General features: G+C 60.2%; 28 protein-coding genes. 15 read left to right on the forward strand and 13 right to left on the reverse strand.

The genetic code is table 11. The features are described 5' to 3' along the window. Positions 1–6: 6 nt before the first annotated feature. Positions 7–576: a methylated-DNA--[protein]-cysteine S-methyltransferase gene (locus HQ945_RS15145; protein ID WP_051614714.1), complete on the reverse strand. Its 570-nt coding sequence runs from the start codon at positions 574–576 to the stop codon at positions 7–9. Between the two features lie 64 nt (positions 577–640). After that, a complete protein-coding gene (locus tag HQ945_RS15150; RefSeq protein WP_027231044.1) occupies positions 641–1,414 on the reverse strand; it encodes a DeoR/GlpR family DNA-binding transcription regulator in 774 nt (257 codons plus the stop codon). A gap of 376 nt (positions 1,415–1,790) precedes the next feature. Here HQ945_RS15150 and HQ945_RS15155 point away from each other — a divergent pair, with 376 nt between their 5' ends. The 6 genes from HQ945_RS15155 (at position 1,791) to ppa (ending at position 10,131) form a co-directional block, all read left to right on the forward strand. After that, a complete protein-coding gene (locus HQ945_RS15155) occupies positions 1,791–2,708 on the forward strand; it encodes a choline/ethanolamine kinase family protein (RefSeq protein ID WP_174208242.1) in 918 nt (305 codons plus the stop codon). Further along, a complete protein-coding gene (locus HQ945_RS15160; protein WP_113280009.1) occupies positions 2,705–5,146 on the forward strand; it encodes a GcvT family protein in 2,442 nt (813 codons plus the stop codon). Before HQ945_RS15155 ends, HQ945_RS15160 begins: the two co-directional genes overlap by 4 nt. Positions 5,147–5,394: 248 nt before the next feature. Continuing rightward, on the forward strand, positions 5,395–6,780 hold the full coding sequence (gene mgtE / locus HQ945_RS15165; protein WP_091920886.1) for a magnesium transporter: 1,386 nt from the start codon (positions 5,395–5,397) through the stop codon (positions 6,778–6,780). A gap of 186 nt (positions 6,781–6,966) precedes the next feature. After that, entirely contained in the window at positions 6,967–8,793 is a 1,827-nt protein-coding gene (gene typA / locus HQ945_RS15170) for a translational GTPase TypA (protein WP_113280008.1), read from the forward strand. A 130-nt stretch (positions 8,794–8,923) separates the two neighbouring features. Continuing rightward, a complete protein-coding gene (locus tag HQ945_RS15175; RefSeq protein WP_113280007.1) occupies positions 8,924–9,430 on the forward strand; it encodes a GNAT family N-acetyltransferase in 507 nt (168 codons plus the stop codon). Between the two features lie 161 nt (positions 9,431–9,591). Next, positions 9,592–10,131 (forward strand): inorganic diphosphatase, encoded by a 540-nt coding sequence (ppa, locus tag HQ945_RS15180; protein ID WP_027231038.1) that lies wholly within the window; start codon positions 9,592–9,594, stop codon positions 10,129–10,131. A gap of 3 nt (positions 10,132–10,134) precedes the next feature. Here the strand turns inward: ppa and HQ945_RS15185 are convergent, their stop codons facing one another. Together HQ945_RS15185 and HQ945_RS15190 are read right to left on the reverse strand one after the other, a co-directional pair. After that, positions 10,135–10,464, reverse strand: coding sequence for a DUF167 family protein (locus HQ945_RS15185; protein ID WP_113280006.1), 330 nt, complete (start codon positions 10,462–10,464; stop codon positions 10,135–10,137). Next, positions 10,461–10,751 (reverse strand): YggT family protein, encoded by a 291-nt coding sequence (locus HQ945_RS15190; protein ID WP_027231036.1) that lies wholly within the window; start codon positions 10,749–10,751, stop codon positions 10,461–10,463. The genes HQ945_RS15185 and HQ945_RS15190 overlap by 4 nt, the downstream gene beginning before the upstream one ends. Positions 10,752–11,003: 252 nt before the next feature. Between HQ945_RS15190 and aqpZ the strand changes: the two genes are divergently transcribed. Together aqpZ and HQ945_RS15200 are read left to right on the forward strand one after the other, a co-directional pair. Beyond that, positions 11,004–11,690, forward strand: coding sequence for an aquaporin Z (gene aqpZ, locus HQ945_RS15195; RefSeq protein WP_113280005.1), 687 nt, complete (start codon positions 11,004–11,006; stop codon positions 11,688–11,690). Positions 11,691–11,815: 125 nt separating this feature from the next. Further along, positions 11,816–13,057, forward strand: coding sequence for an MFS transporter (locus HQ945_RS15200; protein WP_027231034.1), 1,242 nt, complete (start codon positions 11,816–11,818; stop codon positions 13,055–13,057). Here HQ945_RS15200 and HQ945_RS15205 read toward each other — a convergent pair. The 6 genes from HQ945_RS15205 to hemC form a co-directional block, all read right to left on the reverse strand. Further along, positions 13,054–13,809, reverse strand: coding sequence for a glutamine amidotransferase (locus HQ945_RS15205; protein WP_027231033.1), 756 nt, complete (start codon positions 13,807–13,809; stop codon positions 13,054–13,056). The genes HQ945_RS15200 and HQ945_RS15205 overlap by 4 nt on opposite strands. Positions 13,810–13,820: 11 nt before the next feature. After that, positions 13,821–14,297, reverse strand: coding sequence for a tellurite resistance TerB family protein (locus tag HQ945_RS15210; RefSeq protein ID WP_113280004.1), 477 nt, complete (start codon positions 14,295–14,297; stop codon positions 13,821–13,823). A 115-nt stretch (positions 14,298–14,412) separates the two neighbouring features. Further along, positions 14,413–16,074: a heme biosynthesis protein HemY gene (locus tag HQ945_RS15215; protein WP_174208243.1), complete on the reverse strand. Its 1,662-nt coding sequence runs from the start codon at positions 16,072–16,074 to the stop codon at positions 14,413–14,415. 15 nt (positions 16,075–16,089) lie between these two features. Further along, positions 16,090–17,370 (reverse strand): COG4223 family protein, encoded by a 1,281-nt coding sequence (locus tag HQ945_RS15220; RefSeq protein WP_113280002.1) that lies wholly within the window; start codon positions 17,368–17,370, stop codon positions 16,090–16,092. A gap of 100 nt (positions 17,371–17,470) precedes the next feature. Further along, the gene (locus HQ945_RS15225; protein ID WP_113280001.1) at positions 17,471–18,181 is read right to left on the reverse strand and encodes a uroporphyrinogen-III synthase; all 711 of its coding nucleotides are present in this window, start codon (positions 18,179–18,181) and stop codon (positions 17,471–17,473) included. After that, complete coding sequence (hemC, locus tag HQ945_RS15230; RefSeq protein ID WP_113280000.1) at positions 18,181–19,110, reverse strand: hydroxymethylbilane synthase; 930 nt, start codon at positions 19,108–19,110, stop codon at positions 18,181–18,183. Before hemC ends, HQ945_RS15225 begins: the two co-directional genes overlap by 1 nt. 95 nt (positions 19,111–19,205) lie before the next feature. On the opposite strand from hemC, the gene tsaD reads away from it, so the two are divergent. The 5 genes from tsaD to HQ945_RS15255 are packed head-to-tail and all read left to right on the forward strand — an operon-like array spanning position 19,206 to position 22,706. After that, positions 19,206–20,285, forward strand: a complete 1,080-nt coding sequence (tsaD, locus tag HQ945_RS15235) for a tRNA (adenosine(37)-N6)-threonylcarbamoyltransferase complex transferase subunit TsaD (protein WP_174208244.1) — start codon at positions 19,206–19,208, stop codon at positions 20,283–20,285. After that, entirely contained in the window at positions 20,282–21,268 is a 987-nt protein-coding gene (locus tag HQ945_RS15240; RefSeq protein WP_113279999.1) for an NAD(P)H-dependent glycerol-3-phosphate dehydrogenase, read from the forward strand. Before tsaD ends, HQ945_RS15240 begins: the two co-directional genes overlap by 4 nt. Positions 21,269–21,300: 32 nt before the next feature. After that, positions 21,301–21,591, forward strand: coding sequence for a YciI-like protein (locus HQ945_RS15245; RefSeq protein ID WP_027231026.1), 291 nt, complete (start codon positions 21,301–21,303; stop codon positions 21,589–21,591). Positions 21,592–21,603: 12 nt separating this feature from the next. Further along, positions 21,604–22,032, forward strand: coding sequence for an EVE domain-containing protein (locus HQ945_RS15250; protein WP_091947655.1), 429 nt, complete (start codon positions 21,604–21,606; stop codon positions 22,030–22,032). Then, positions 22,029–22,706: a class I SAM-dependent methyltransferase gene (locus tag HQ945_RS15255; RefSeq protein ID WP_246272691.1), complete on the forward strand. Its 678-nt coding sequence runs from the start codon at positions 22,029–22,031 to the stop codon at positions 22,704–22,706. The genes HQ945_RS15250 and HQ945_RS15255 overlap by 4 nt, the downstream gene beginning before the upstream one ends. A 3-nt stretch (positions 22,707–22,709) precedes the next feature. On the opposite strand, the gene HQ945_RS15260 is transcribed toward HQ945_RS15255, so the two are convergent. Next, complete coding sequence (locus HQ945_RS15260; RefSeq protein ID WP_113279997.1) at positions 22,710–23,243, reverse strand: L,D-transpeptidase family protein; 534 nt, start codon at positions 23,241–23,243, stop codon at positions 22,710–22,712. A gap of 129 nt (positions 23,244–23,372) precedes the next feature. Between HQ945_RS15260 and HQ945_RS15265 the strand changes: the two genes are divergently transcribed. Both HQ945_RS15265 and HQ945_RS15270 read left to right on the forward strand, forming a co-directional pair. Next, on the forward strand, positions 23,373–24,056 hold the full coding sequence (locus HQ945_RS15265) for a response regulator transcription factor (RefSeq protein ID WP_027231022.1): 684 nt from the start codon (positions 23,373–23,375) through the stop codon (positions 24,054–24,056). Between the two features lie 38 nt (positions 24,057–24,094). Next, on the forward strand, positions 24,095–24,553 hold the full coding sequence (locus HQ945_RS15270) for a cyclic nucleotide-binding domain-containing protein (RefSeq protein ID WP_027231021.1): 459 nt from the start codon (positions 24,095–24,097) through the stop codon (positions 24,551–24,553). A gap of 10 nt (positions 24,554–24,563) precedes the next feature. Here the strand turns inward: HQ945_RS15270 and HQ945_RS15275 are convergent, their stop codons facing one another. Together HQ945_RS15275 and HQ945_RS15280 are read right to left on the reverse strand one after the other, a co-directional pair. Then, the gene (locus tag HQ945_RS15275; RefSeq protein ID WP_113280033.1) at positions 24,564–25,370 is read right to left on the reverse strand and encodes an exodeoxyribonuclease III; all 807 of its coding nucleotides are present in this window, start codon (positions 25,368–25,370) and stop codon (positions 24,564–24,566) included. Between the two features lie 86 nt (positions 25,371–25,456). Continuing rightward, positions 25,457–26,059: an outer membrane lipoprotein carrier protein LolA gene (locus HQ945_RS15280; protein WP_246272700.1), complete on the reverse strand. Its 603-nt coding sequence runs from the start codon at positions 26,057–26,059 to the stop codon at positions 25,457–25,459. Between the last annotated feature and the right edge of the window lie 119 nt (positions 26,060–26,178).

Genomic DNA, 26,178 nt, shown 5'->3' on the forward strand with positions numbered 1-26,178 from the left:
CGGTTCTCAGAACAAAGAGCCCTGAGCGGTTATCGGATGAAATGTTGGACGGGTTGCCGTAGCGGCGAAGGTGCGGTGCTCAAGGTCAATGAGGAACCGCTTGCGCCGCTGGCCGCCGCCATAACCCGTCAACGATCCATCCGCACCGATGACTCTGTGGCACGGAACCACGATAGCGACGCGGTTCTGGCCATTGGCGGCGCCGACAGCACGGCTGGCATTCGGGCGGCCCATAGCGCGTGCCATCCCTCCATAGCTCCGGGTCTGGCCGTAAGGTATTTCCCGCAGCCGCTCCCAGACTTCATTCTGGAACGCATTCCCCGGCAGGACGAGCGGCGTTTCAAATACGGTCAATTCCCCCGCAAAATAAGCAGCAAGCTCCGACTCGATCTGATCGAGGACTGCATTTCGCCCCGGCTCGATCATATAGCCATAACGTCGTTGCAACTCATCGACTTCCGAGGCAAGTGCAGGCCGGTCAGCAAATTCGAGCAGGGACAGCCCTTCGCCGCTTGCCATGGCGATCATTGGTCCAAGCTGTGTTTCGATCGTGTCGCGAAGTAAGAGCCTGATCATGTAGCGACCTCCTGATTCGGTCCAGATCGTACCATTCTGCCGAGGCCAGCCAATCCGATTCCTGTCAGGAGTGCGCCGCCGCCGATGCCACGGTCACAGTGGTGCCGGCGGCGTGAAGCGCCTGCACAATGTCGCCCGGGGGATCGCGGTCGGTCACAAGTTCGTCGATGCCGTTAAAGTCGCAAACCTGTACAAGACCGCGCCGTCCGAACTTTGATGCGTCCGTTATCGCTATTGTCCTTGCACCACGCGATAGTACCGTGCGGGCAAACTCTGCCTCTTCGAGGTCGTAGTCCGTTATGCCTCCCGGCGCGTCGAGCGCGCCCACCGAGATGACCGCATGGGCAACGCTGAAGCGGCTGACGAATTCGATAGCGGATACCCCAAAGGCGGCGCCGCTATCGCTGCGCAATTCGCCGCCCGCCATGAACACCCTGTTGCCGTTTACCGTTGCAAGCGTGCGCGCAATATCGGAGGAGTTCGTGACCACCGTCAGGTTGCGGTGCTGCAGCAACTCGCGGGCAAGAAAGCTTGTCGTGGTGCCTGTATCGAGCATCACCGACTCACCATCGCGGATTGTCGCTGCGACCCATTGGGCAATCACGCGCTTGGCGCTCGCATTTTCGCGCATGCGCATCTCGAACGGCGCCTCGCCAATATGCTGCGGCAACCCGACGGCGCCATGGATGCGCGTGAGAACGCCCGAGTCCGTCATGGGCTTGACGTCGCGCCTGATGGTTTCGAGCGAGACGCCGAGCTTGTTGGCAAGATCGGAGATCGAGATCGTGCCTTCCTCTTGCAGTAACCGCCGAATTTCGCCGCGCCGCTTTGCACTCATGCCAAAACCTCAAAATTTGATACCTAAGCCGCACCATTACCACATATTTTACCAGTATCAGGCGATAAAGCCACATTATGCCACATAAATATGTTGACAGATGCGCGAACTTGGCAGACGATCCTATCAATGGGGTTGGTGGTAGTGCGCGGTTAGACTGGCTCACCATGAGGAGGGCCAATCCTTGCAGGTACCCAAGATACCGCGAGGATCCTGAGTGAAAGTCTTTGCCATAGACGGATTGCCTGTTACCGGAGAGTCCACAACCTTCAGGGGACAGGTTGCCTTCCTCGTGGTGAGTCAGTCTGACCGCGCACTTTTTTTCTGCTCGCCGACCGGCGCATTCCTGCCGGGCCATACACGGTAGGCGTCGCCAATGGCTCCCGCGCCTGACGTGCACCCTGGTGAGCCCGTAGCGCGGCGCATCGCGGCGCTTCCCATCTGGCAAGGCGAGATAAGCATTGCCCTTTTGAAGGGCGGCATCAGCAATGAAAGCTATGTGGTAGAGGACGCAAGCCGCAAATATGTGGTGCGCTTCGGCACGGATTATCCGGTTCACCACGTGTTCCGCCAGCGCGAGGTGATGACCGCGCGTGCTGCGCACCTTGCCGGATTTGCGCCGGAAGTCTTTCACGCCGATGACGGCGTCATGGTGACGGCATTCCTTGGTGCTCGAACCTATGACGCCCGCGATGTGCGCGCCAATATTCCGCGAATTGCCGACATGGTCCGCCAGTTCCATACGCGCATGCCTGAACATATTCGCGGACCGGGATTCATGTTCTGGGTCTTCCACGTCATTCGCGACTATGCCCGCACGCTGGAAGCCGGCAAAAGCCGCTTGGCGCATAAACTTCCCGCCTATCTGGCGATCTCCGACGAGATGGAGGCGGCGCAAAAACCCCTGCCGATCATCTTCAGCCACAATGATCTTCTCCCTGCCAACATCCTCGATGACGAGGAAAGACTGTGGCTCATCGATTTCGAATATGCCGGGTTCTCGACGGCGATGTTCGACCTTGCCGGGCTCGCCTCAAACGCAGGGTTTGATGCAGACGAGTCCGAGGCATTGCTGGATGCCTATTTCCGGGCGAGGCCCGATACCGCACTGACCCGCGCGCACGCCGCCATGCAATGCGCCTCGCTGCTGCGCGAGGCGATGTGGAGCATGGTCTCGGAACTGCATCTGAAGGCGCCAGGCGTCGACTACGTCGCCTACACGACCGAGAATTTACAGCGGCTGGACGAGGCGCTGGACCACTACAGAACATTATACGGAAAGACCATATCATGAGCCTGCCAACCCATGCGCAGATCGTCGTCATCGGCGGCGGCATTATCGGCTGCTCGACAGCTTACCATCTCGCCAGGGACCACAAGGCGGATGTGGTTCTCCTCGAAATGGGCCAGCTGACGTCCGGCTCGACCTGGCATGCGGCGGGACTTGTCGGCCAGTTGCGCTCGTCGGCCTCGATCACGCGGGTTCTTAAATATTCCGTCGACTTGTACAAACGCCTCGACGCTGAAACCGGTCTCGCCACCGGCTGGAAGATGACCGGGTGCCTGCGCCTCGCCACCAATGAAGATCGCTGGACCGAGTTTCGCCGGCTGGCGACCACTGCGCGCAGCTTCGGTATGGACATGCATCTGCTTTCCCCGCAGGACGTTAAATCCATGTTCCCGCTAATGGAGGTGGGCGATCTCATAGGCGCGAGCTGGTTGCCAACGGATGGTCAGGCGAGCCCTTCGGACATCACCCAATCGCTGGCGCGCGGCGCGCGCATGCACGGCGCCAAGCTCATCGAGAATGTCCGGGTCACCGGATTTGAGATGGACGACGGCCGCATCGTCAAGGTGAAGACCGACAAGGGCGACATCGCCTGTGAGAAGGTCGTCAACTGTGCGGGCCAATGGGCGCGGCAGGTAGGCGAAATGGCCGGCATCAATGTGCCCCTGCAGCCGGTCAAGCATCAGTACATCATCACCGACAGGATCGAGGGCCTGTCTGCCGATGCACCCACGATCCGCGATCCCGACCGCCGTACCTATTTCAAGGAAGAGGTCGGCGGGCTGGTGATGGGCGGCTATGAACCGAACCCACAGGCCTGGACGACGGCCGACGTGCCGAACGACTGGCAGTTCCGCCTGTTCGACGATGATTTCGACCATTTCGAACAGCACATGATTGAGGCCATCGATCGAATACCCGCCATGGCAAACGTTGGTGTGAAGCAGATGATCAACGGGCCGGAAAGCTTCACCCCCGACGGCAATTTCATTCTCGGTATCGCACCCGAATGCGCCAACATGTTCGTCGGCGCCGGCTTCAACGCCTTCGGCATCGCCTCGGGCGGCGGCGCCGGCTGGGTGCTGGCGCAATGGGTGGTCGACGGGGAATCGCCGCTTGATCTTTGGGCCGTCGATATCCGCCGATTTTCCCATCTGCACCGCGATCGCCAGTGGGTGCTCGACCGTACCCTCGAAGCCTATGGCAAGCATTACACCATTGGCTTTCCCCATGAAGAATACACCTCAGGCAGACCGGCCATCGTCTCGCCGCTCTATGATCGCCTCAAGCAGCATCGCGCCGTATTCGGCTCGAAGCTTGGATGGGAGCGGCCAAACTGGTTCGCACCTGAAGGGACTTCGGCCGAGGACATCTATTCCATGGGCCGGCAGAACTGGTTCAAGGCCGTCGGCGACGAGCACCGGCACGTGCGCGAGAAAGTCGGCATCTTCGATCAGTCGTCGTTTGCCAAGTACGAGCTTAGCGGCAAGGATGCCGGCAAGGCGCTCGACTACATCTGCGCCAACGACGTCTCGAAGCCAGTCGGCCGGCTTACCTATACGCAGATGCTCAACACGCGCGGCGGCATCGAGTGCGACCTGACCGTGGCGCGGCTGACGGACGACAGGTTCTACATCGTCACCGGTACCGGCTTCCGGACGCATGATTTCGCCTGGATCCGGGATCATATCGGCAGCGATCTCGATGCGACGCTTGAGGACATTACGGAGTGCTTCGGAACGCTCTCATTGATGGGGCCGGACGCGCGCAACGTGCTGGCCAGGGTGACGACAAGCGACGTTGGCAATGCCGCCTTCCCGTTCGGCCACGTGCGCGAGATCGACATCGCCGGCACCACGGTCCGGGCGCTACGGCTTACCTATGTGGGCGAACTCGGCTGGGAATTGCACGTTCCAATCGCCGCGACCGGCGCTGTGTTCGATGCGCTCATGCAGGCGGGCGAGCCTTTCGCCATCAGGCCGGTAGGTTACCGCGCGCTCGAATCGCTGCGTCTCGAAAAAGGCTATCGCGCCTGGGGCAGCGACATCACCCCGAATGACTCCCCCTTTGAAGCCGGCCTGGGTTGGGCGGTCAAGCTCAAGAGCAACACCGATTTTCTCGGCAGGCAAGCAGCGGAGGCCACGCGCAATGCCCCGCTCGGGAAGCGGCTCGTCGGGATCACGGTTATCGACAGGGACGTCGTTCTGCTTGGACGCGAAACGATCCTGCGCAATGGCGAGCCGGTGGGCTATCTCACCAGCGGCGGCTTTGGCTATACCGTCGATAGCCCCATCGGTTACGGCTACATCCGCAATGCAGAAGGTGTCGACGACACATTCCTCGCCGAAGGCAAGTACGAGCTCATTGTCGCCAACGAGCCATTCGCCGCAAAGGTCCACATCGAGCCACTTTACGACCCACGCAATGAGCGAATAAGAGCGTGAAGCGGCGCACGAAGATGTGTTCCCTGCCGCTTTCCGCCGGGGCTTGACATTAATCCTGGACAAGACCAAATGACAGCGCGCTGGGTCGCTCGTTTACGCCCAACGTATCTTTCAACCGGAGTTTATCTCTAATGCCCAACGACGACAGTCAAAGTCGATTGTTTGCGCCGTCATCGGCGATCGTGGCCTGTTGAGAGATCAGCTCGCCTCGGTCCCCGTGACGGCGGATCGACAGAAAGGCGAGCAAAATGAACGACCTTCGCTTTACCCAAGGAGTGGTTGATGCCGGTTCGGCACCGGCCGCAACCATTGCCGAACAGCTGGCAACCATGCAGGCTGCCGATGCCGTCGAGCTTCTCAACGAGCTCGAACAGAACGATACCGTCGGCATCATTGCCGAGATGCCGCGCGACCATGCGGTGCTCATCCTTGACCAGCCGGAATTGCATTCGGCAGGCGCCATCATCGAGGCGCTTCCCGACGTCATCGCATGCGAACTGCTCGACGCCATGTCAGCAGACCGCGTCACCGATATCTTCCACGAACTCGATGCCGAGGCGCGGGACCGACTGTTTCCGGGCCTTGGCCACGAAACCCAGCAGGCCCTCGCCAAACTGCTGCGCTATCCGCCCCATACCGCCGGCAGCCTGATGACGACCGAATTCGTCAGCGTCCCCGCGAACTGGAGCGTTGCGCGCACGCTGCAGCACATCCGCGAGGTCGAACGGTCCCGCGAGACGGTCTACGCCATCTATGTGATCGATCCGGAGAACCGCAGCCTACTGCGCGCAGTGGCACTCCGCCGCCTGATCGCCAGCGAGCCCGAAGCCTCGATCATGACCGTGGGCCGCGACGTTGCGCCGGTCACCGTGGGACCGCTTACCGATCAGGAGGATGTCGCTCGGCTGTTCCGCAAGCACGACCTCCTCGCCGTTCCCGTAGTCAATGACGGCAACCAGATCATCGGCATCGTGACCGTCGATGATGTGATCGACGCCATGACCCAGGAGATGACCGAGGATACGCTGAAGTTCGGCGGCATGGAGGCTTTGAACAAGCCCTATATGCAGATCGGCTTTCTCCAGATGATCCGCAAGCGCGCGGGCTGGCTCGGCGTTCTTTTCCTCAGCGAAATGCTGACGGCGAGTGCCATGCAACACTTCGAGGGCGAACTCGAGAAGGCCGTTGTGCTGACCCTGTTCATCCCGCTCATCATGAGTTCAGGCGGGAATTCGGGCTCGCAGGCGACCTCTCTCTTGATCCGCGCCCTTGCCTTGCAGGAATTGCGGTTGAAGGACTGGTGGCGAGTCGCGCTGCGGGAACTCCCGACCGGCATCGTGCTCGGCACTTTCCTTGGCCTGATCGGCGTCATTCGCATCTCGACGTGGCAGATGCTCGGCCTCTACGATTATGGCGTCCATTGGCATCTCGTCGCGGCAACGGTCGGCACGGCCCTTGTCGGCATTGTCACTTTCGGGTCGCTGGCCGGCTCCATGCTGCCGTTCATCCTGCAGAAGATCGGTTTCGACCCGGCGAGCGCCTCTGCGCCCTTCGTGGCAACGCTCGTCGATGTCACCGGCCTCATCATCTACTTTAGCATCGCCCTGATGATCCTGTCGGGAACATTGCTTTGAAACTGCGCGCGGCGGACGGTTCTCGTTCGCCGCGCACGACCCCCGCGCAGAAGCGCATCTGCATGGCTGCAATGCAGCCCCCAAATGCTTTGACCCCTTTCGCAATTGCGAAAAAACATGTATGGAGCGCGCAAATGTAAAGCGGCGCATCATATGTGGCGTCCCTAATCTTCCAAAGAGAACCCAATGAAACTGCGCAACATCGCGATCATCGCACACGTTGACCATGGCAAAACCACGCTCGTTGACGAACTCCTGAAACAGTCCGGCAATTTCCGCGACAACCAGCGCGTCGCCGAGCGCATGATGGATTCCAACGACATCGAAAAGGAACGCGGGATCACCATTCTCGCCAAGGCCACGTCGGTCGTCTGGAAGGACACGCGCATCAACATCGTCGACACGCCCGGACACGCCGATTTCGGCGGCGAGGTCGAACGCATTCTCAGCATGGTGGACGGCGCGATCGTTCTCGTTGACGCTGCCGAAGGCCCGATGCCGCAGACGAAATTCGTCGTCGGCAAGGCGCTGAAGGTGGGGCTCCGTCCGATCGTCGCGATCAACAAGATCGACCGCCCCGACGCGCGCCACGAAGAAGTCGTCAACGAAGTCTTCGATCTCTTTGCCGCTCTCGACGCGACCGACGAACAGCTCGACTTCCCGATCCTCTACGGTTCCGGCCGTAGCGGCTGGATGGCCAAGAACCCGGAAGGCCCGCAGGACCAGGGCCTTGCCCCGCTGTTCGACCTCGTGCTTGAGCACGTGCCGGAGCCGACCGTCGGCGACGGCCCGTTCCGCATGATCGGTACGATCCTTGAGGCCGATCCGTTCCTCGGCCGTATCATCACCGGCCGCATTCACTCCGGTACCGTAAAGTCGAACCAGCAAGCCAAGGTTCTCCATGGCGACGGGACGCAGCTCGAAACCGGCCGCATTTCCAAGATCCTGGCTTTCCGCGGTCTTGAACGCCAGCCGATCGAAGAAGCCCAGGCAGGTGACATCGTTGCGATCGCCGGACTGCAGAAGGGCACCGTGGCTGATACCTTCTGTTCACCGGAAGTTACCGAACCCCTGCAGGCGCAGCCGATCGATCCGCCGACCGTCACCATGTCGTTCATCGTCAACGACTCGCCGCTTGCCGGCACCGAAGGCGATAAGGTCACGAGCCGGGTCATTCGCGATCGCCTGTTCAAGGAGGCCGAGGGCAATGTTGCCCTGCGCATTGAGGAATCGAGCGACAAGGATTCGTTCTACGTATCTGGCCGCGGCGAATTGCAGTTGGCGGTCCTGATCGAGAACATGCGCCGCGAAGGCTTCGAACTTGGCGTGTCACGTCCGCGCGTCGTCATGCAGAAGGACGAAAGTGGCAACATGCTCGAGCCGATCGAGGAAGTTCTCATCGACGTCGACGAAGAGTATTCCGGCACGGTCGTGCAGAAGATGTCGGAGCGCAAGGCCGAGATGGTCGAGCTGCGCCCCTCCGGCGGCAATCGCGTACGCCTCGTCTTCCATGCGCCGACGCGCGGCCTCATCGGCTACCAGTCGGAGCTTCTGACCGACACGCGTGGCACCGCCATCATGAATCGCCTGTTCCGCGCCTATGAACCCTACAAGGGCGAAATCGCCGGCCGCAACAACGGCGTTCTGATTTCGAATGATCAGGGCGAGTCGGTGGCCTTTGCCATGTGGAACCTCGAAGACCGCGGCCCAATGATCATCGACGCTGGTGTCAAAGTCTATGCGGGCATGATTATCGGCATTCACTCGCGTGACAACGACCTCGAAGTCAACGTGCTCAAGGGCAAGAAGCTCACCAACATCCGCGCCGCCGGCAAGGACGAGGCCGTCAAGCTGACGCCGCCAATCCGCATGACACTGGAACGCGCCCTGTCATGGATCCAGGACGACGAACTCGTCGAAGTGACGCCGAAGTCAATCCGCCTGCGCAAGCTCTACCTCGATTCCAACGAGCGCAAGCGCTTCGAAAAGAGCAAGACCGCCGGCGCGGCATAAGCCAGCCGGACCAAATATCCAATTGCAGGGGCGGCCATTTGGTCGCCCTTTCTTTTTCGTGAACTCAGCCAAATTTCGGTCGCGATCCCAGTTGCCCAAGGTCGGCCCTCGGGTCTATGGTTAAGAAACCATGAACACCCATGTGATCGAGATAAGACGGGCTGAACTGGCCGACGCCGAGGCGATTTCGGACATTCATGTTGCCGCCTGGAGAGGTGCCTATACCGGCATCATTCCGCATCGCGCGCTCAATACCATGCTGCAGCGCCGCGGATCCGCGTGGTGGGCGCGCGCCATCCAGCGCTCGACGCAAATACTTGTTGCAGACGTTGGCGGCGTTGTGGCTGGCTATGCGACCCTCGGTCCAAATCGCGCGCGACAATTGCCGCAGAAGGGCGAGGTCTACGAGCTCTATATCAGGCCGGAATATCAGGGCTTTGGCCTGGGCACACGCCTTCTCGGCGCGGCAAAGCGCAGCCTGGTCGACCAGGGGATGAAGGGATTGGTCGTCTGGGCGCTCGAAGACAATGGCCTTGCCACCTCATTCTACGAGGGCGCCGGCGGCCGCGATGTCGCCGAAGGCGTCGAATGTTTCGAAGGCAAGACCCTGAAGAAACTCGCCTTCGTATGGAATTGACGGCTTCCGCAATGCCAGCCCTTCAGACTGAAGTCGCTAAACTTCTGTACCGGCTGCAAGGCCGGCCTCTCATGCGCTCGCCGCGGCTCAGGCGACGCTCTTGTTGCGCCGGCTCCTAAAAGTCAGTACAGCACTCCCAAACCAACAAGGACTTTGAAAATATGCGCATCGATGCCATTCCTGTCGGCAACAATCCCCCCGAAGACGTCAACGTGATCATCGAAGTTCCGGTCGGCGGTCAGCCGATCAAGTACGAACTCGACAAGGATTCCGGCGCGCTGTTTGTCGATCGCTTCCTGCACACGCCGATGACTTATCCGGGCAATTACGGCTTCGTACCGCACACATTGTCGGATGACGGCGACCCGATCGACGTCCTGATCTGCAACACGCGCGCCCTGATGCCGACCAGCATCATCAATGTCCGCCCAATCGGCGTCCTCGTCATGGAGGACAATAAGGGCCAGGACGAGAAGATCATCGCCGTTCCCTCGCCGCACCTCACCCTTCGCTACGAGAAGGTCCACAACTACACGGACTTGCCGGATATCACGCTTAAGCAGATCCAGCACTTCTTCGAGCACTACAAGGATCTCGAGCCCGGCAAATGGGTGAAGATTGGTGACTGGGGCGATGAAGATGCCGCCCGCCAGCTCATCACCGAGGCCATGGAGCGCCACAAGGCCAAGACCGCCTCGTAAAAACTATGCCTTGGGCGATCCCAGCGCTTCGAGCTTCGAAGCCAATGCGTGCGGGTCGCCCAGGATTTTTATCTGTTTGAGCCGGGACGTCGCTCCCGCTACGATCGCTACCTCACGCGTGGCAACGCCAAGCTCCTTGGCCAGAAGCTTTTCCAGCGCCGCATTCGCCTTGCCATCCTCGGGCACTGCCCTGACGCGCACCTTCAGGTGAGCGCGCCGGTCCGCTGCAAGCTCCACCCCTTCGACTGCATCCTTCGCGGATTTCGGCGTCAAACGTACAAATACGATGACGCCGTCCGTCACCTCACGGAAGCAGCTCTGCCGGTCGATCAAACCAGCAGCGGCGCGATTGTCGTCCACAACAGCTGGCGGATGAAGAAGATGATCAGCAGGAGCACGATCGGCGATATGTCGATGCCTCCGAGATCAGGCAGGAAGCGGCGGATTGGGCGCAGCGCCGGTTCGGTGACGCGGAACAGGAAATCGCCGACAGATGCAACGAACCGGTTGCTCGAATTGATGACGTTGAAGGCGTAAAGCCACGAGAAAATGGCGCTGGCAATAATGATCCAGGTGTAGATATCGAGGGCAAGATCGATGGTGCGGATAAGGGCGAGCATTCGTTTCTCCTAACAGTCACGCCGACATGTAGCGATTGACCCGGCTAGGGGCAAGAGGCCGTCGTGGTCATGGCGCTTTGCGATGATTAATCATTATACTAACGTAGTATCGATTTAGTACTTTAATGATTACAAATACCCCATCCCTGGAGAGCCTACTTGTGTAGGAATATTTTTAAATTAAAAACGCGAATAACTTGGCTCACATGATTCGATCTATTTTGTTTAGATTTTTTATTTAAGGGGGTTTCCATGCTGAATAAACTATCTGCCGAATTCTTCGGAACGTTTTGGCTTGTACTCGGTGGCTGCGGCAGCGCTGTTATTGCGGCAGCATTTCCAGCTGTCGGTATTGGTTTGCTTGGCGTTGCATTGGCCTTTGGTCTTACGGTTCTTACCATGGCCTTTGCCGTCGGCCGTATCTCCGGCGGACACTTTAATCCCGCCGTGTCGCTTGGACTTGCCATTGCCGGCCGGTTCGAGTTCAAGGACCTCATTTCCTATTGGGTCGCCCAACTGGCAGGCGCCATCTTCGCTGCCGCAGTGCTTTATCTCGTTGCCTCTGGCAAGGCCGATTTTGCCGCTGGAGGGTTCGCGTCGAACGGCTATGGCGATCTTTCGCCCGGCAAATACGGGCTTACTCCGGCGCTGGTGATCGAGATCGTCATGACCGCTTTCTTTCTCATTATCATCCTCGGGGCGTCATCGGCTGCGATACCGGCCGGATTCGCGCCTATCCCCATCGGCCTGGGCCTGACACTGATCCACCTTGTGTCGATCCCGGTCACCAATACGTCGGTTAACCCGGCGCGTTCGACCGGTGTCGCCCTGTTTGCCGAGACGGCAGCGCTCAGCCAGTTGTGGCTGTTCTGGGTTGCGCCCCTGATTGGCGCCGCGCTCGGCGCCATCATCTGGAAAGCTTTGCTCGGGAAGGATTGAGACCTTCAACGTTCACAAGGAGCGCCGGCGCGCCGGCCCTCCCTGGATTATTTCGCAATTGCTTATCCCATTTCGGTTCGAACTGGTTTAAAAGGGCCTCCAGATTCCGGAGCCTTTCAAGCAAAATGTCCTCGCCAGAAACGACAGCGGCGCATGACCGCTACGCCGCCTTTCGCCATTCGTCCTTCACGCTCTATTGGCTAGCCCGCTTTTGCGGCTCTTTCGCCATCCAGATCATCAGCGTGTCGGTCGGCTGGCAGATCTACGACCTGACGCGCGATCCCTTCTATCTCGGCATTGTCGGCCTCGTGCAATTTGCCCCATCCCTGCTCCTGGTGCTGATCACGGGTGCAGCGGCCGACCGCTTCGGGCGCCGGCTTATCATGGGGCTTTCGCTCTGCGTCGAACTGGTCTGCGCCGTGCTATTGCTCCTTCTCACCATCGCTCACATGTTTTCGCCGGCACTGGTTTTCGTCATTCTCGCGGGCTTTGGCATTGGCCGCGCCTTCCTCGGACCGGCGTCGGCGTCGCTTGTCGTAAACCTTGTCCCGACCGAGGTTTTCTCCAACGCCGTCTCTTGGAACTCGTCCGCATGGCAGATTGCCGCGATTGTCGGTCCGGTGGTCGGTGGCCTGCTATACGGCATTTCGCCGATCGTCGCCTATGGCATAGCGAGCGCCATGCTTGCAGCCGCCGCCGCCTGCACATTCGCCATTCCAAAGCCGGCCCAGCATACGCTTTCCGAATCTCGCTCATTGCAGACGCTTCTTGCCGGCTTTCACTATATCTGGAAGGAGAAGGTTGTCCTCGGCGCAATCTCGCTCGATCTCTTCGCCGTGCTTCTCGGCGGCGCAGTCGCCCTATTGCCGGTTTATGCCCGCGACATCCTGCAACTTGGCCCCTGGGGTCTCGGCATGCTGCGCGCCGCGCCGGGAATCGGTGCTATCTTGACCGCCGTGTGGCTCACCGGTCACCCGATCCGCGATCACGCCGGAATAATCATGTTTGCCTTTGTCGCGCTGTTCGGCCTGCTGACGATCATGTTCGGCGTTTCGAACATCGCCTGGCTGTCAATCGTCGTTCTCGCCCTGATGGGTGCCGCCGATATGGTGAGCGTCTATATCCGCGAAACGCTGCTGCAATTGTGGACACCAGACCATGTCCGTGGCCGGGTGAATGCGGTCAACATGGTCTTCGTCGGGGCTTCCAACGAACTCGGTGAGTTCCGCGCCGGCATCATGGCATCGCTGATCGGTACCATACCTGCCGTCGTCTTCGGTGGCATCGGCACCGTTGCGGTTGCGGGTCTTTGGGCCTACTGGTTTCCGCAGTTGCGCAAGGCCCGCAATCTTCAAGGCAGAACCTAGAGCAGCCTGGACAGTTTGTTGGACGGGGCCGGAACGCCAAAGATCGTCGCCAGGAAGCCGTGCAGCCAGACCTTGAGCACGGCATCGTGGATCATGCGGCCCTCGAGATGCATCCTTCCATGCTGGGCGCCGCAGAGAGCAAAACGCTCGGACCCGCGAACGACCCACCGCTGCATCATCGCGCGGGTCAGCTCCGCATGGAACTGGACGCCCCAGGCATTGTTGCCATAGCGGAAGGCCTGATTGGGATAGCTCTCGCCTGTCGCAAGCAGCGTGGCGGTCTGCGGCAGTTCGAAACCTTCGCGGTGGAAATGATAGACCATCGAGGGCCAATCCATCAGGGCGCTGCCGGCTTCGGTTGCCTGCAGCGGATACCAGCCAATTTCAACGAGGCCTTGCGGGTGCGGCCCAACCCTGCCGCCAAGATGATTGGCGAGCATCTGCGCACCGAGGCAAATGCCAAGGAAAGGCTTGTCCTCGGCGAGCGGGACGGCCAGCCAATCGGTTTCGGTGCGGACGAAATCATCGGGATCGTTGGCGCTCATCGGGCCGCCGAAAATGACGGCGCCGGCATGGTCTTCAAGCGTTTCCGGAAGCGGATCGCCGAGCGGCGGTCTGCGGATATCGAGTGCGAAACCCGATTCGATCAAAAGATGGCCGACGCGGCCCGGACTTGAACGTTCCTGATGCAGTACCGTGAGGATCTTCGGCCGCTGCGGCTGCCTGTTTTCCATCCAGTCCGTCTGGAACATTCGCTCCGATCCTATTCCTCGACAACCGGCTGCTTGGCGCGTTCGGCGGCTTTTTGCTTCATGGTCACGCGATCACGCGTCGATACGCCGATCAGCTCCGCCACGCGCCAGACCACGTTGTCCTCAAGTTCGTGCGCGGTGCCGTCGGCATAGACCACATCCCACATGAGTTCAATGAAACGAATGCGCGCCTCTTCGTCAAGATTGCGCTTGATGATGCTGGTGAAGCTGTAAAGATCGACGGCTTCCTGGTCGGCCTGTTCACCATCGTCGAGAAGACGCTTCAAGGCCTCGCCTTTCAGGCCGTAGGCTTCCGATATTAGCTGCGACACACGCTTGCGCTCGGATTTGCGCCGTTCACCATCGGCGTCCATGACGTGGAACAGAAGCGCCGCAGCTGCCAGCCGCGGATCGTTCTTGGAAAAATGATCCTTGTCGCCTTCGCCGGACGGCAGGGCCTTGAAGAATGTCACGAGGCGATCAAGCATATAGATTCTTTCGGTATCTTGTGGGAGGGCAGATCATTCAACAGATAGCGTGGCAGGCATGGTTCTGCCACTGTACATGTTGCCGCAAAAAGCGAGCACGACTACCAACGCGCAACTAGAACAGCCGGAACTTCTTGTTTGGGCGCTCTTCCTGATACTCCGGACGCACGCCCGGATCGTCAGGAACCGGGATGACCAGTTCAGCATCTTTCTGCGGTTTGTCCGGGCTAGGCGGCATTTTCGCTGTTTTTTCCACAGGTTGCGTCTTCGAAGCTGTATCTTCATCTGGCCTTGGAGTGGGCTGAAGTTGGACGATCTCAGCATCGACGACATCCGCATCGTCGCGCGACACCTTTGGGGCGGCATTGCCGCTGCCTTCGATCCTTGGAGGTATCAGCGGCTTCACATCTTCGCGAGGTGGCGCGGATGCCGCCGGAGTTTCGGCCATCGCTTCGTCGAATTCGCGCTGGTAATCGATCACAGGCCCGAGTTGCTCCACTGGAACCTTCCATTCGAAGGCGTTGAGCTTTCCGGTGACAGGCGATGCTGGCGCCCATTGGTCGGAAACATAGCCGTCGGCCGTCCATGCGGGATCGCGAGGCGCCTTGACCGCCCGCGAAAGCCACTGCCGCACGCGACCCTGGTCGCCGGTTTGCGCTTCCTCGATATCGGCGAGCAGCAGGTAGGCACTCTCGCGCGGAGCGCTGCGCAAAACAGCCTCGGCAGCTTCGCGCGCTTCCCTGAGTTCGCCGGCCGCGAGGGCCGCATTGGCAATGGCGAGATTTGATTCCGGATGGTGCGGATAGAGCGCCGCGAGGTGGCGTGCACGTTTCAATCGATCGATGGCCGAATCGCCAAGCCGGGCGTGGACGAACGTCTCGGCGACGTCCGGATGCGGCTGTTTCTTCCAGACATATTCGAGGATCTTCGATCCCTTGCGAAGTTCGTTCTGCTGGAACAGCACCTTGGCTGCGATAATCGCAGCCGGGATCAAATCCGGCGCCAGTTTGTTGGCCTCGAGTGCGATCGGCCGTGCGCTGACGGGATCTGCATCGAAGAGGTGTATGGCCTTGGCGGTCAGCAGCGCTGCCCGTTCGCGCTTCACCTGGTCCTTGTCGATCTGCTTGCCTGCCTTCTGCTTCTCCAGCAGCGCCAGCGCTCCGTCCCAGTCGCCGTGAGTAGTCTTTTGGCCGAGTGCCGCCGATGTTGCCCATTCGACATTGGGCGCGAGCTGCGCAGCCTCCTCGGCATAATGGCGCGAGGCATCGCGCGCCCCGAGCCGCTGCGCTTCCAGATAGAGACCGCGCAGGCCAAGCAGCTTCGTTTCGGGATCATCCAGCATCGCCTCGAACTTTGCCCGCGCATCGTCGGCACGCCCTTCGAGCATTGCCGCCTGGGCATCAAGCAGCTTGATCAACGGTTCCTGGTCGACGTTAAGAAGCTTCTCCGCCTGTTTGACCATCCGCAATGCTGTCGGTCCATCGCCGGCACCCGCCGCGATCAACCCGGTCGAAAGCGATTGATAGCCGCGATCACGCTTGCGCGCCCGGAAATGCCGGCGCAAGGCATAGGGTGATGCGACGAGGCTCTTGATCGCCCACCAGGTCAGCATCACAGCGGCCACAACTGCAACAATGGCAGACGCGGCGACCATCAGCGTTACTTTGTATTGCATGCCGCCGAAAGTGACCAACAGATCGCCGGGCCGGTCGGCGAGCCAAGCAAATCCGATACCGAGAAGCAGAACGACAACGATGAATGTAAGAAGACGCGCCATGATCGTCGTGAACTCCTAGTTTGAAGCCGCGGGGGTCTTTGCCCCGGCAAGCGCATCGGACAGAGCCTTCGCAAGCGCCTCGTCGGCCTTCTGCCGGGCCTTCATGGCCTCCGCGAAATTGGCCGAAACTGACTTGGCGTTATCCGGCAGCTTTTCCCATTCGGCTATGGCCCCGCCAAGATTGGCAGAGCCAAGGTTGGCTTCGATGCGCGCCGTGATCGCATCGACGCTGTCGCCGGCAACCATACCAACCGGCCGCGCTTCTACCAGACCTCCGGCGCTCGCCCAGAGTCTGTCGAGAACGCTGGCATTCGGATCGACGGTCCGGGTGGTCGCGACAATTTTTGCCGCAACGCCGCCGAATTCCGTCGCAAGCGTTCCGACCGTCGGTATCCCCTTGGCAGCAAAGGCGCGCAGGCTTTCGATGTTTTCTGTGGCCGGTGCCACGGCCGCATAGGTATCAAGCTCGGCGGTAAAGGGCGCGCCGCGATCGAGTGCGGCCTTCAATCCGGTGGCGGCCATCGCCAACGCCATATTGGCCTGGCCTGACGTATCATTGACCTTGGCTTCGAGCGCCGCCAACCTGTCGGTTGCAGCCGATGCCTGCTCGACCTGCTGCTGGCTCGCATTGAGTTTGGTCTCAAGCGCCGCGATGCGCGCATCAATCGCACTCGTATCTGCCGAACCGGCGGCACCCACGCTTTTCTTGACCTCGTCAACACTCTGCTTGATCAGGCTCATCTCATGGGCAAGCGCCGATACCTGTTCCACGGCATTCTTGGAATTTTCCACCGCACCATTGAGCGCCAGTTCAGCGCCATCGCCGAGGTCGGGTGATGGCGGTGTTCTTTGCAAGGCGGCAATCTGTTGTTCGAGATTTGAAAGGTCGGCTTTCGGCGACGGCATCAGTCCCGCCCACTGCAAGGCGGAAACACCCACCAGGGCCACCAAACCGCCAATGACCCCCGCAGCAATCCGGCCGAACTGGTCGCCGGAATTTGGCGCCGGCGCGGGCGGTGTTTCGGTAGCGGACCTCACAGCGTCCGGGCGACCAAACGATTGCTCAGACTCCGCTGAACGTCCCGTCGAAGTTTGCTCGGGCTCGCCCGCATCTTCCGCCGCCTCTAGGATCGGGGTAGTTTGCGATCCAATAGCTGCTGGATCGAAACCCACGGGCTCAGCGGCAGGTGTTTCCTTGGCCTTTGCTTCGGGTTTGCTGACGGCCGACGGCTCCAAATCGATCGTCACCGGCTTGCGGGCGGATTTCGAATGGCGTGGAACGGACGATTTTGCCATGAGCTGTCTCTTTCGTGATCAAAAGCGGGTGAACGCCACGCTAGCAAGGAAGTTCCTGCTGCGAAATGACCAATATCGGCGAATTGAAGGTGTCTCCTGCTTACGCTTCGCGCATGAGTTGCAACAACGCGCCTTCATCCGGCTTCGATGCGGCGTAAACCCGCCCCTGGTTCCAGTCCGTCAACACGTCGGCAATTCGTTGCGATAAACAGAATATTCCTGTGTTATCAAAGTTTTGAACCAGCTCTGGCCGACTCGCTAAAGCTGCAAATAGTTCGGCGCCCCAACGCGAATAGATCAAACAGGAGTCTATGCGCTTCTGGGCAAAAAAATCGTGCAAAAATTCAGTTGTATAACTGACTGAAACCGTATCGTAGGTCAGACTGCAGCGGAAACGGATTGCGGATTTGCGAAGGCTCTGTTCGAAGTCTGGCGAGCGAACCTTACCAGTCAGATAGAGGAGGCATCCGCCGGAGGGCAGTTCCTCGATCACGATTTGAGCGAGGGTCGCTCCGTCGCCGTCGCCCGTTGTCACCGTTTCAAAACCCCGCGCTCGTGCCGCAGCGGCTGTCGCTTCGCCGACGACAAAACACGGCACTTTGAGGAGCGGGCGCAACAGTTCGTCGGAGGCTTCACGCAATGCGCTGGCGCTCGTCACGGCGACGGCGCAAAACTTGGCTTTTGGCCTCGACGCATCGAGAGTAACGATTTTTGTGAGCGGCAATACGAGCGGCAGGAACCCGCTGCACAGCAGGCGCTCGGAGGTTCTGGTCGCTCCGGGCTGGGGCCGCGTGACCAGAACCGTCTTCATCAAAGCCAATCCGTGAAGAAGTGCGCGCCAGCCCGGGCGCGCACGCGCTGGGCCGCGTCTCGGCCAATCTCGGCGGCATCAGCCAGGGCACCCTCGCCAGACACCTCGTGTGCCTCACTGCCGTCGGGCAAAAGGATCATGCCGTGGAAGGAGAGCCTGTCTCCAGAAACGGTGGCAAGGCCGGCGATCGGCGTGCGGCAGGAACCGTCAAGCGCTCCGAGGAACGCCCGCTCGCAGGCGAGTGCTGTCGATGTCGGTAGGTGATTCAACGGCGCGAGCAGGCTATCCACGCGTTCGTCGCCGATACGGCTTTCCACCGTGATCGCGCCCTGGCCGGGAGCTGGCGGAAAGGCTCTCACATCCATAAGTTCGGTCACGACTTCGCCCAATCCGAGCCGCCGCAAGCCCGCATAGGCAAGGAATGTCGCATCCACCTCGCCATCCGCAAGCTTGCGCAAGCGGGTTTCCACATTGCCGCGGAAATTGATAACCTTAAGGTCCGGACGCAAGCGCCGGATAAGGGCCTGGCGGCGCAGCGATGCTGAGCCCACGACCGCGCCCTGCGGCAATTCGAGCAGGGTCTTCACCGAACGCCCGATGAACGCGTCGCGCGGGTCTTCACGCTCGAGGAAAATCGACAGATGCAGCCCTTCAGGCAGGAAGGTCGGCATGTCTTTCGAAGAGTGGACAGCAAGATCGATCCGGCCGTCGGCAAGCTGCTCTTCGATCTCGAGGGTAAACAGGCCTTTGCCGCCGACTTCGGCCAGCGGACGATCCTGAATCCGGTCGCCGGAGGTCGAAATAACGACGATCTCGATGTCGTCTTCACGCATTCCGTGGTGCTGCATCAGCCTGCTGCGCGTCTCACGGGCTTGTGCGAGCGCGAGCGCGCTCCCACGTGTACCGATCTTAAGCGTTTTTGTTTGCATTGGCTGCTGTCCGTGTTACGCGATCTCGAATAGAAACGTCTGCCTAGCGAAGTTTTATTCGACCGGCAATGCGGCGAAGGATATCAGGTTTATCTATGCGTGTTCTGGGAATTGAGACAAGTTGTGACGAAACGGCCGCCGCCATCGTCGAGCGCGACGCGGACGGCTGCGGCCGCATCCTGTCGAATGTCGTTCTCAGCCAGATTGACGACCACGCACCCTATGGCGGCGTTGTGCCCGAGATCGCTGCGCGCGCCCATGTCGAAGTCCTCGACCGCTTGATCGGCCAGGCGCTGCATGAAGCGCAGATGTCGCTCGATGATATCGATGCCGTCGCCGCTACCGCAGGGCCCGGCCTGATTGGCGGACTGATCGTTGGCTTGATGACCGGCAAGGCGATCGCCATGGCCGGTCGCAAGCCGTTTTACGCGATCAACCATCTGGAAGGTCATGCGCTAACCCCCCGGCTCACTGACCAGATCGACTTTCCCTACCTGCTGCTGCTCGTCTCCGGCGGACATACGCAAATGGTGCTGGTCAAGGGCCTCGGCGACTACGAGCGGCTCGGCACGACCATCGATGACGCGCTTGGGGAAGCCTTCGACAAGACGGCCAAACTCCTCGGGCTTGCCTACCCAGGCGGACCGGAAGTGGAAAAGGCGGCCTGCCTTGGCGATCCGGCGCGCTTCCTCCTGCCGCGCCCACTCAAAGGCGAGGAACGGCTCGATTTCTCGTTTTCGGGCCTCAAGACCGCCGTACGCCAACTCGCCACATCGCTGCAGCCGTTGTCACAGACGGACGTCAACGACATTTGCGCCGCTTTTCAGAGTGCCGTCGCGGACACGCTCGATGATCGCGTTGCGCGCTCGCTTGCCCTGTTTCGCCGCCGCTTTCCGGATGTTGCCGCGCCCGCGCTTGTCGTTGCCGGTGGTGTTGCCGCCAACAAGATTATCCGCGATGGCCTGCAGCGACTTTGCGCCGAGCATGGCTTTCGCTTTATCGCGCCGCCCATGGCGCTTTGCACCGACAACGCCGCGATGATCGCCTGGGCAGGAGCCGAGCGGGCGAAACAGAATGCCGCCGACCCTCTCGACATCGCACCGCGGTCGCGCTGGCCGCTCGATCTGCGGTCTGCGCCGTTGATCGGTGCGGGGCGCCGAGGCGCCAAGGCATGACTTCGGGCGTCAATATCGCAGTCTTGGCTGGCGGGGCCTGGGGGACGGCCCTTGCCACGATGGCAGCTGGCAATGGCATGAATGTCCGGCTCTATGCTCGAGATGCGGCGACTGTCGACGCGATCAATATCGACCATCGCAACGATCGCTACCTTCCGGGTATCAGCCTTCATCCGGCGCTGAGAGCGAGCACCGATGCCGCTTCGGTTCTGGCAAACAGCGACTTCATTCTTTGTGTTGTTCCGGCACAGGCGCTGTCCGCCGCCATTGGTGAATTCAAGGGCAGCATTCCGTCCGGCGCGCCGTTTGTGATCTGCGCCAAGGGCATCGAGCGGACGAGCGGACTCCTCTTGTCGGAAGTCGTTGCGAGAGCTTTGCCCGGCCAGACCATCGCCGCGCTGTCCGGCCCAAGCTTTGCCAGCGATGTCGCGAAGGGGCTGCCGACGGCGGTAACCGTCGCCGGAGCCGACCAGACCATCGCAGATCGTATTGCCTCGACGCTTTCAGGCCCGACTTTCCGCTGCTATTCGACGGATGACCTGATAGGGGTGGAGATCGGTGGCGCGCTCAAGAACGTCCTCGCCATTGCAGCAGGGGCGGCGGTGGGGCGCGGCTATGGGGCAAGCGCGCAGGCAGCTCTCGTGACCCGTGGATTCGTCGAACTGCGCCGGATCGGCCAGGCACTCGGCGCCAGGCCGGAGACGATCATGGGTTTGTCCGGTCTCGGCGATCTCATGCTGACCTGCTCGACCCCGCAATCGCGCAACTATTCCTACGGGCTTGCGCTCGGACGCGGCGAAGACCTGTCGGCGAGACCACTGGCGGAAGGCGTCGCAACGGCCGCCATCGCAGCGGAACTTGCCGTGAAACACGGTATCGAAGCGCCGATCATCGCCGCCGTTGCGCGGATACTCGATCGCCACATCACCATAGACGAAGCCATGGAAGCGCTGCTTTCCCGGCCGTTGAAGACCGAAGACTAGGCTGCTGGCCTGATGAGAATTGGGAGACATGAATGCTTTACGCACTGCTTTGCAACGACAAGCCCGATCACCTGCAGGTGCGGCTCGATACACGCGCCGCGCATCTCGACTATCTGGCGGGCCTTGGCGACCGGCTGAAATTTGCTGGTCCCTTCCTCGGCGATGACGCCAAGCCGAATGGCAGCCTCGTTGTAATCGAGGCAGGCGATCTTGCCGCAGCAAAAGATATTGCGGCCAATGATCCTTACGCCAAGGCGGGCCTTTTCGCCTCGGTCGACATTCGCCCATGGAACTGGGCCATTAAAAATCCGGCAAACAGTTAAGCGAGGTCCAATATGGCATTCTGGCTGTTCAAATCCGAACCTGACGCATGGTCCTGGGAAAAGCAGAAGGCTGCCGGCGCCAAGGGTACCGAATGGACGGGCGTGCGCAACTATCAGGCCCGTAACAACATGCGGGCGATGCAGATCGGCGACAAGGGTTTCTTCTACCACTCGAACGAAGGCCTCGATATTGTCGGCATCGTCGAAGTCTGCGCGCTCGCCCATCATGATTCGAGTACGGACGACCCACGTTGGGAATGCGTCGATATCCGCGCCGTCAAAGACGTGCCGAATCCGGTCTCGCTCAAGGACGTCAAGGCAAGCCCGAAGCTCGCCAAGATGGCGCTTGTCACGTCGATGCGGCTATCGGTTCAGCCGGTCATGCCCGACGAATGGGTCGAAGTCTGCCGCATGGGCGGCCTGACGCCCGCACCGGAATGACCGCTGCGGAGGCGCCTGTTCTCGAGCCTGGAAGCGATCGATTCCGCCGATTTGTGTTGAACAACACAGCGCTCCAATCGCCGCCGCATGTTCCCGAGATCAAGCTCCACCTCGCCGATGAAGCGCATGATCTCTGGCACCGGACCGAAGAGGAACTCGCGACGCTCGGCCTTCCCCCGCCCTTCTGGGCGTTTGCATGGGCGGGCGGCCAGGGGGTGGCGCGCTATGTGCTCGACCATCCGGCGAGCGTAAGGGACAAGAACGTCCTCGATTTCGCTTCGGGTTCCGGGCTTGTCGGCATTGCGTCGGCGCTGGCCGGCGCCCGGCATGTGGTTGCCTGCGACATTGATCCGTTCGCGTTGCCGGCTATCGCACTCAATGCGGCTGCGAACGGCGTTTTCCTGGAAGCTCGGCGAGACGACCTGATCGGCAGCGACGGCGGGTGGGACGTTGTCCTCGCCGGTGATGTCTTTTACGACAAGGCGTTTGCGGATCAATTGATCCCCTGGTTTACCAGCCTGGCTACGCACGGCGCTGAGGTCATCGTCGGCGATCCCGGCCGTTCCTATTTCCCGAAGAACCTGCTGCATGAGCTCGGCGTCTATACCGTGCCGGTGACACGCGTCCTTGAAGATGCCGAGGTCAAGCGCACCACCGTCTGGCGCTTTGCGTAGCCTTTACCGCCGTACGCGAATAACCGTCTGATCCGACAGGTGCGGCAAGAGCCTGTCCATGTCGCCGCGACTCAAAGCGATGCAGCCTTGCGTCGGCGTATAGCCCCGCCGCGCCAGATGAAAGAAGATGGCGCTGCCCCTGCCCCGCAGCCGCGGCCGGATATTCCAGTCCATGACGATACACACATCATAGAGGTCGTCTTCGCGCCACATGGTCTCGTGGCTTGCGCCATAGGGAATACGCACATGTCGGTTGTAGTTGCGGTCGTTGCCGACTTCGCACCACCCGTCATTCCGGCGCAGGGCGCGCAGCTTAAGACCAAGGCCGCCTTGAACGCGCTTGTCCGGGCGCTTGTAACCATGGAGCAATCGCATCTGCGCCAAGGGCGTCCCGCCATCGCCCTCCCGCTTGAAAGCCGTGATTCCACCGCGTCCTAGCGCACAGCGCAGCACCATTCCGCCGGCGATGAGTTGCCCCTGCGTGGCATGACCGGGGCGGGGGCGTACATCGATGATCAGCAACCGCTTTCGACTCATGATTGCCTCATAAAAAGCCTTTTTGTGTCAGACTGATGCGCCTCACAGGCAATATCAAGTCGATCCCCTTTCTTTCCTCCGTAATTCGACTTAAATTCCAATCACTTCTTTGCACTTGCGGGAGATCTGATGACAGCGCGTACTATTCTGATCGTTGACGATGATGCGGATCTGAGAGCCATTCTCGTCGAGCAGCTCGGGCTCTACGAGGAGTTCCAGATCATCGAGGAAGACAACGCGACCAAGGGCGTACAGGCTGCACGGAACGGCGTCGTCGATTTGCTGATCATGGATGTAGGCCTGCCCGACATGGACGGACGCGAAGCGATCAAGCTTCTGCGCAAGGGCGGCTTCAAGGCGCCGGTGATCATGTTGACCGGGCACGACACCGATTCCGACACAATTCTCGGGCTCGAGTCGGGCGCCAACGACTATGTGACCAAGCCGTTTCGCTTCGCCGTGCTCCTGGCCCGCATTCGGGCCCAGTTGCGCCAGCATGAGCAGAGCGAGGACGCTACGTTCGTCGTCGGGCCTTATACGTTCAAGCCCGGGCAGAAGATGCTTATCGATGCCAAGGGCGGCAAGATCCGGCTGACAGAAAAGGAGGTCGCGATCATCAAGTACCTCTATCGCGCCGGCGGGAAGGTCATTACACGCGATGTGCTTCTCGAAGAAGTTTGGGGCTACAATTCCGGCGTTACCACCCATACGCTTGAAACGCATGTCTACAGATTGCGCCAGAAAATCGAGCACGATCCTTCGAATTCAACCATACTCGTCACGGAAAGCGGGGGATACAAGCTCATTCCTTGATGCCGGTGGGGCCAATCTAGGTATATGTCTGTTCATGCATGGCAATTGAAGATGATATCCGCATACTGGAGACGGTGGGGCTGTTCGAGACGTTTACGCGCGACCAGTTGCGACTGCTCGCCTTCGGGACGGAACGTCTTGTCCTCAGAGAGGGACGCGAACTCTACCGCGAAGGTCAGTCTGCAGATTGCGCATATGTCATCGACCGCGGCGAAATCTCGCTTTTTCGCGAGGGCACAACCGGGCGCGTCATTCTGAAAACGGTCGGACCTGGGGCCGTGCTTGGCGAAATGGCGATCATTGCTCAGACGAAAAGGCTGACAAGCGCCATGGCCGAAGCGGAGACAGAAGTTATACGCCTCAACCGGTCCCTGTTCCGGCGCATCCTCGAGGAATATCCCGAGATCGCCGCCGCGCTGCACGACAAGATCGCGTCAGATATCAGCGAGTTGATCGACGCGATTACACAATACGAGCACCTGTTCCAGGAGCGCTAGAGTATCCGTATCAATCCAGGTTGAAGCGGGCGATGACCGGGACGTGGTCGGACGGCCGGTCCCATCCGCGTGCCTCGCGCAGGATCGTGATATCCGTCAGGTCATTTTCAAGGTCGGGTGATCCCCAGATATGGTCGAGGCGCCGGCCGCGATCCGCCGCTTCCCAGTCCATCGCCCGATAGCTCCACCACGTGTAGATTTTCTCGTGTGGCGGAATGTGATGGCGCATGAGGTCGCTCCAGCCGCCATTCTTGCGCAAGGATTCGAGGCCTTCGGTTTCGATGGGTGTGTGGCTGACCACCTTCAACAATTGCTTGTGCGACCAGACGTCGGTCTCCAGCGGTGCTATGTTGAGATCGCCGACCAGCAGGGAGGCATGGCCGTCGCCATAGACGGCGTTCATCGCCTTCATCTCGTCGAGAAAGCCGAGCTTGTGCTTGAACTTCGGGTTGATCGCGGGGTCCGGCTCATCGCCGCCTGCAGGGACGTAGAAATTATGAATACGCAGACGCTTGGTTCCTGCGGTAACGACTGTGCTTAGGTGCCGGCAGTCGGCGATATCGCAGAAGCCAACCCGTGCCGGCTCCGTCAACGGCCGGCGCGACAGTGTCGCAACACCGTGGTATCCCTTCTGGCCGCTTATCTCGATATGGCCATAACCTGCCGCGTGCAGCGCCTCGCGCGGAAAGAGATCGTCCGGACACTTGGTCTCCTGCAGGCACAGAACGTCCGGCTGATAGTCGCGCAGAAACTGCAGGACGAGCGGCAGGCGCAGGCGAACGGAATTGATGTTCCAGGTGGCAACGGAAAAGGGCATGAACACTCGCGGAAAGGCATGGGAGGCGCAGCAAAGGTGCTGCGCGGTCATGCCAAAAGATCAATCGGAGTTCAAGCCGCCAGTGATTACTTCTTCATCGCAATACGCGTGTAGTCGATCTTGAACATGTCGTCAGCGAAACGCACGCCGGTGCGGACATTGGTGATCATGACCGTGGTGTCGAGACCCTGCGCATCGGTGATAGTCCACTGACGCAGATCCGAGGTCTTCGGATCGAACATCATCGTGATCGTGGAATTGCCGAAGATCGACTTGTCACCAAGGACAATCGTCGTCATATCGGGCTCTTCCTTGACCGACTTTACCTTACCGCCGGAGAGGTCGATCGAATCGCTAAGTAGCAGCTTCAGCGGCGTCTTCGACAGCGGGTAAAGATCCCAGGTGTCGAGCTTGCGGTTGTTGATCACCACCGACTGTCCATCGGAAATGACGCGGATGGGTGAAGGCTTGTTGTAATTGAAACGAATCTTGCCCGGACGCTCGATGTAGAAGGTGCCTTCCGTCTGGTCGCCGCGCGGGCCGAACTGGACGAAACTGCCGGTCAGGGTCTTAACACCCGAGAACTTGTTGGCGATTTCCTGGGCAGCACTGACGCCTCCGGGCGCAGCTTGTGCCAGCTCCGGCGTTGCAATAGCCACTACTCCGGCAACACATGCGGTACCGACCATCGAGGCGACCGCCGACGCTCTCATAAGCGAGCCAATTGCGCGAAACGGTGCGGTCGTCATCATGGTCATATCTCCTGTCGTCGTCGAACGGTATTTAGAAACCCAGTTTGGCTTCACTG

Origin of the sequence: Phyllobacterium pellucidum, from assembly GCF_013327855.1 — a bacterium.
GTDB classification, from domain to species: Bacteria; Pseudomonadota; Alphaproteobacteria; order Rhizobiales; family Rhizobiaceae; genus Phyllobacterium; species Phyllobacterium pellucidum.

Bases quoted from the DNA above. Each gene is read 5' to 3' on its own strand.
- HQ945_RS15145 (WP_051614714.1), bottom strand. From the start codon at position 576: ATGATCAGGCTCTTACTTCGCGACACGATCGAAACACAGCTTGGACCA.
- HQ945_RS15150 (WP_027231044.1), bottom strand. From the start codon at position 1,414: ATGAGTGCAAAGCGGCGCGGCGAAATTCGGCGGTTACTGCAAGAGGAA.
- HQ945_RS15155 (WP_174208242.1), top strand. From the start codon at position 1,791: ATGGCTCCCGCGCCTGACGTGCACCCTGGTGAGCCCGTAGCGCGGCGC.
- HQ945_RS15160 (WP_113280009.1), top strand. From the start codon at position 2,705: ATGAGCCTGCCAACCCATGCGCAGATCGTCGTCATCGGCGGCGGCATT.
- mgtE (WP_091920886.1), top strand. From the start codon at position 5,395: ATGAACGACCTTCGCTTTACCCAAGGAGTGGTTGATGCCGGTTCGGCA.
- typA (WP_113280008.1), top strand. From the start codon at position 6,967: ATGAAACTGCGCAACATCGCGATCATCGCACACGTTGACCATGGCAAA.
- HQ945_RS15175 (WP_113280007.1), top strand. From the start codon at position 8,924: ATGAACACCCATGTGATCGAGATAAGACGGGCTGAACTGGCCGACGCC.
- ppa (WP_027231038.1), top strand. From the start codon at position 9,592: ATGCGCATCGATGCCATTCCTGTCGGCAACAATCCCCCCGAAGACGTC.
- HQ945_RS15190 (WP_027231036.1), bottom strand. From the start codon at position 10,751: ATGCTCGCCCTTATCCGCACCATCGATCTTGCCCTCGATATCTACACC.
- aqpZ (WP_113280005.1), top strand. From the start codon at position 11,004: ATGCTGAATAAACTATCTGCCGAATTCTTCGGAACGTTTTGGCTTGTA.
- HQ945_RS15200 (WP_027231034.1), top strand. From the start codon at position 11,816: ATGTCCTCGCCAGAAACGACAGCGGCGCATGACCGCTACGCCGCCTTT.
- HQ945_RS15205 (WP_027231033.1), bottom strand. From the start codon at position 13,809: ATGTTCCAGACGGACTGGATGGAAAACAGGCAGCCGCAGCGGCCGAAG.
- HQ945_RS15210 (WP_113280004.1), bottom strand. From the start codon at position 14,297: ATGCTTGATCGCCTCGTGACATTCTTCAAGGCCCTGCCGTCCGGCGAA.
- HQ945_RS15215 (WP_174208243.1), bottom strand. From the start codon at position 16,074: ATGGCGCGTCTTCTTACATTCATCGTTGTCGTTCTGCTTCTCGGTATC.
- HQ945_RS15220 (WP_113280002.1), bottom strand. From the start codon at position 17,370: ATGGCAAAATCGTCCGTTCCACGCCATTCGAAATCCGCCCGCAAGCCG.
- HQ945_RS15225 (WP_113280001.1), bottom strand. From the start codon at position 18,181: ATGAAGACGGTTCTGGTCACGCGGCCCCAGCCCGGAGCGACCAGAACC.
- hemC (WP_113280000.1), bottom strand. From the start codon at position 19,110: ATGCAAACAAAAACGCTTAAGATCGGTACACGTGGGAGCGCGCTCGCG.
- tsaD (WP_174208244.1), top strand. From the start codon at position 19,206: ATGCGTGTTCTGGGAATTGAGACAAGTTGTGACGAAACGGCCGCCGCC.
- HQ945_RS15240 (WP_113279999.1), top strand. From the start codon at position 20,282: ATGACTTCGGGCGTCAATATCGCAGTCTTGGCTGGCGGGGCCTGGGGG.
- HQ945_RS15245 (WP_027231026.1), top strand. From the start codon at position 21,301: ATGCTTTACGCACTGCTTTGCAACGACAAGCCCGATCACCTGCAGGTG.
- HQ945_RS15250 (WP_091947655.1), top strand. From the start codon at position 21,604: ATGGCATTCTGGCTGTTCAAATCCGAACCTGACGCATGGTCCTGGGAA.
- HQ945_RS15255 (WP_246272691.1), top strand. From the start codon at position 22,029: ATGACCGCTGCGGAGGCGCCTGTTCTCGAGCCTGGAAGCGATCGATTC.
- HQ945_RS15260 (WP_113279997.1), bottom strand. From the start codon at position 23,243: ATGAGTCGAAAGCGGTTGCTGATCATCGATGTACGCCCCCGCCCCGGT.
- HQ945_RS15265 (WP_027231022.1), top strand. From the start codon at position 23,373: ATGACAGCGCGTACTATTCTGATCGTTGACGATGATGCGGATCTGAGA.
- HQ945_RS15270 (WP_027231021.1), top strand. From the start codon at position 24,095: ATGGCAATTGAAGATGATATCCGCATACTGGAGACGGTGGGGCTGTTC.
- HQ945_RS15275 (WP_113280033.1), bottom strand. From the start codon at position 25,370: ATGCCCTTTTCCGTTGCCACCTGGAACATCAATTCCGTTCGCCTGCGC.
- HQ945_RS15280 (WP_246272700.1), bottom strand. From the start codon at position 26,059: ATGGTCGGTACCGCATGTGTTGCCGGAGTAGTGGCTATTGCAACGCCG.